We start from the raw sequence: 3663 nt of genomic DNA on the forward strand, positions 1-3663 counted from the left end.
GAAATGCTCAAGACCAAGAACTTCGGCAAGAAGTCCTTGGACGAAATCAAGAACGTTCTTCTCGACATGGGTCTTGATTTCGGCATGAAGGTCGACTCCTTCGATAAGAAATACCAGGAATGGAAGAGGAAGCAGCACCATGAGGCATAGCAACTCTGGTAAGAAACTGAGCAGAAATCCTTCTCATCGCAAGGCTCTGCTTCGCAATATGTCCAAGGCCCTGCTTACGCACGGCCGGATTCGTACCACCGAGGTCAAGGCCAAGGAGCTGCGCGGTGTGGTCGAATCTCTCATTACTCTGGCTCGTCGCAACGACGTGGCCGCCCGTCGTCTCGCTTACCGCGAACTGGGCAGCCATCAGCTCGTGCAGAAGCTGTTTGATGAAATCGCTCCTCGCTTCGCCGGCGTTCCCGGCGGTTTCACCCGCGTGGTGAAGCTTGCGATGCCCCGTCGCGGCGACTGCGCCCCGATGGCCATCATCGAACTGACCAAGCAGGCTGCTGACGCTCCTGCCGAAGCTCAGGCGTAAGCGTTTTCTGCATAGCGCATGAAGGGAACCACGACAGTGGTTCCCTTTTTTTAGTTAAAAGCCGGTCCGTCCAGACCGGCTTCTTTCATTCCTGCACGGAGTTTTCTCCTGTCGTGGCGGAGAATGCATTGCTTTTGCCATGCGAAAGCTTGTAGAAGAACGGCATTCCTTTCCTCGAGCGAAGTATTTTTAAATTCCTTTGATACTCATATAATTCTTCCCAGAGCCGGGCATGCGCAAGTCTTGCACAGACGGGCAATTACGGCTACTTATAGCGACTGGGAGACTTTCCCGACAGGCTTTCCCGCGTCTTTGCAGACGCGTTTTTGCCAAGAGATGCCTTCAACCTCGGTGGATGGTTATGAATCTGAAAAAACGTGTTTTTGGGGTCGTTGCTTTTGCCGTTCTGCTGTTCCCCTGTCTTGTGTTTGCCGCTCAGGAGCAGAAGAGTGCCGCAGATCAGAAGCAGCCCGAAGCCGTTCAGGCCGAAGCGGCGACGCTGAGCGACTTTACGCCCGATGATGCCTTCAGGAAGGATCGTCTTCTGCTCGACAGACTGCAGTATGACGCCTTCCTCTATATCTGGGAGCATACGTTCCCTGAGTCCGGTCTGGCCTATGAGGACAGCCGCAATAAGGAAACGGGACAGGCTACCATAGGTGGTTCCGGTTTCGGTGTGGCGGCCATAGTCGTGGCCGCGGAACGCGGCTGGATTTCCCGTGAGGCCGCCGCTGAGCGTGTGCTGAAGATCGCCACCTTCCTGCGCGACAAGACGGACAGAAAGAATCTTCACGGTGCTTTCCCGCACTGGCTCGACGGTCGCACGGGAAAGACCGTGTCTTTCGGCGAGCAGGACAACGGTGCCGATCTTGTGGAAACGGCTTTCATGATGCAGGGCCTGCTTATTGCCCGCTCCTATTTTTCTGCGGACACGGATCAGGAAAAGGCGCTGCGCGACTGCATTACCGAGCTGTGGCACGACGTGGACTGGCACTGGTTTACGAGGTCGGAAAACAACGGCCTGTACTGGCACTGGAGCCCTACGGCCGATTTCGGCATGGGCATGAAGATTTCCGGATTCAACGAGGCCATGGTGGCCTATGTACTGGCTCTCGGTTCTCCTACGCATCCCATTTCCCGCGAGGCCGCGCAGTTCTGGTATTCCACGGATGAGTATCAGCCCAAGACCGGTAACGGCTATACCATTGAAGCTGCCAACGATTATGCCGGGTGCATGTTCCTTTCTCATTATTCCTTCATAGGACTGGATCCTCGCCGCATGGCCGATGCGCACGTTCGTCGCGGCTACATGGTCCGCAACATTACCCATACCCTCATGAACCGCGCATACGCTCTGGAGTCGGCTCCGGCCGACCACCAGTTCAGCGAAGGATTCTGGGGCCTTACGGCCTGCGACGTGAAGGGCGGTTACCGCTATCAGTCCGCCTACAATGAAATAGGCACGGTGGCGCCTACGGCGGCACTCTCTTCCATGCCGTACACGCCTGAATATTCCATGCGTGTGCTCTGGAACATTTACGACAATTACAAGGACAAGCTCTGGGGCCCCTACGGTCCCTACGATGCATTCAGCCTCAAGGACGACTGGTTCGACAACAGCTATCTCGCCATTGATCAGCTGCCCATCGTGAGCATGGTGGAAAACTATCGCAGCGGCCTTCTCTGGTCGCTGTTCATGAACATTCCCGAAGTGCAGGAAGGCCTTGCCCGCATGGGCGTGCAGCCCCTGCCGGCCGTCAATGGCTTTCCGAATGTGGTCGTTCCGCTCAAAAAGACGGAGTCCGGCTATGAACTTGATGCGCTGGATCTTCGCCGGCATCCCGATACCGGCATGTATGTCGTGCCTTACAGCTGCGAAAAGGACGGCATGGTGCGCTTCACTCTGCAGGATGCTTCCGGCAAGGTCGTCAAGCAGTTCACCCGCGAGGGACACAAAGGGGACAATGCTCTGGAGTTCCCCCAGTTCATGCCTGACACCCAGGAGACCTTGCAACTCATCATGCACATAGGTGATCTGACCGCAGGAATTCCGGTACGTTTGAACTGATCTGCAATCTGACGCGTCTTTGCGTGCTTTTTGTGGAAGTTTTCTGCCGTCCCAGTCTGGAGTATCCGGACCGGGACGGCTTTTTCGTACTGCCTCGGTCGCATACACAAGACACGAAGCCGTGCCTCTGCCCGCATGCTTCATAAGAAAGAACGATTACGCAAGCGCTCTTTCGGCATAGCGGTGTTTTCTGCAGGGGCTCTGTCCTTCCTGTTTTGCAGAAGCGCTTTCGTATCCATCTATCCATCTGTTACGAGAGAGAATGCCTTTCCTGTCATGTTCAGGCAATCCGGCATTCAAGTCCTGTCGAAGCTTGTATGGAAGCATGGGGAATACATCTTCAAGCTCTTCTGGATGATTGCGTCGTCAGGAGGGCATTTCTCGAGGCGTGGATGTGAAAGAGCCGTGCGAAAGCCGGGCAATATTCATGGAACATGAATCGGAGCTGGTTACAGGGAAGCATCGGCCGTAAGTGGCCACTGCTTTTCCGTTCACTGTTGTTGTCTTTCCTTTGCAGAGTCTTCATGAACCGGCAGCAGAAAAGCCTTTATACTGGGCATGAACAATAGGGAATACAGGTGGCGGCCAGGAGCTCCGAGTCACCATGTTCAGTGCGGTCAAAAGCAGCTTTTCTTCTGTCCACGGGCGACCGAATGTTTTGCAGCTGTCATGAAGCTGTTTTGAAGAAGCAGGAGCATCGAAGATGCCTGCGTGGAGAATATGGTTGATGACTGCAGGAAGAGGTACACAGAAAGCCTGGTGAATGGAGGGAGAGCGGAAGCGAAGTGTCCAGGAAGAAGGGGAAAAGCTGCATGCCGGAGACCTGCGGCTCAGAAAAGCCGAGGCGTGTGGAGAGCTTTCTACAGTGTGACGAAACGGCGGGGACAGATCGGATGGCCCATGGAAAAAGGACGGGGTAGAAACGCCGCTTGGAAAAAGGACAAGAAAAAAGGCTTATGAGATTATCCTCATAAGCCTTTGCTCTCGAATGGTGCGCCCGGAGGGATTCGAACTCCCGACCTACAGGTTCGTAGCCTGTTGCTCTATCCAGCTGAGCTACGAGCGC

At 54.9% G+C, this 3663-nt stretch carries 3 protein-coding genes and 1 tRNA gene; 3 read left to right on the forward strand and 1 reads right to left on the reverse strand.

Annotation, left to right across the window (positions count from 1 at the left end; translation table 11 throughout):
- The 3 genes from Q0J81_RS11795 to Q0J81_RS11805 all read left to right on the forward strand — a co-directional run.
- Positions 1–150 (forward strand): DNA-directed RNA polymerase subunit alpha C-terminal domain-containing protein (locus Q0J81_RS11795; RefSeq protein WP_294448104.1); only part of this gene is annotated, 150 nt, incomplete at its 5' end.
- Entirely contained in the window at positions 140–529 is a 390-nt protein-coding gene (gene rplQ / locus Q0J81_RS11800) for a 50S ribosomal protein L17 (RefSeq protein WP_294448100.1), read from the forward strand. The genes Q0J81_RS11795 and rplQ, both read left to right, overlap by 11 nt.
- 361 nt (positions 530–890) lie before the next feature.
- Positions 891–2597: a glucoamylase family protein gene (locus Q0J81_RS11805; RefSeq protein WP_294448102.1), complete on the forward strand. Its 1707-nt coding sequence runs from the start codon at positions 891–893 to the stop codon at positions 2595–2597.
- Between the two features lie 989 nt (positions 2598–3586).
- On the opposite strand, the gene Q0J81_RS11810 is transcribed toward Q0J81_RS11805, so the two are convergent.
- Positions 3587–3663, reverse strand: a tRNA-Arg gene (locus Q0J81_RS11810).

It is taken from the genome of uncultured Mailhella sp., assembly GCF_944324575.1.
Taxonomy (GTDB): domain Bacteria; phylum Desulfobacterota; class Desulfovibrionia; order Desulfovibrionales; family Desulfovibrionaceae; genus Mailhella.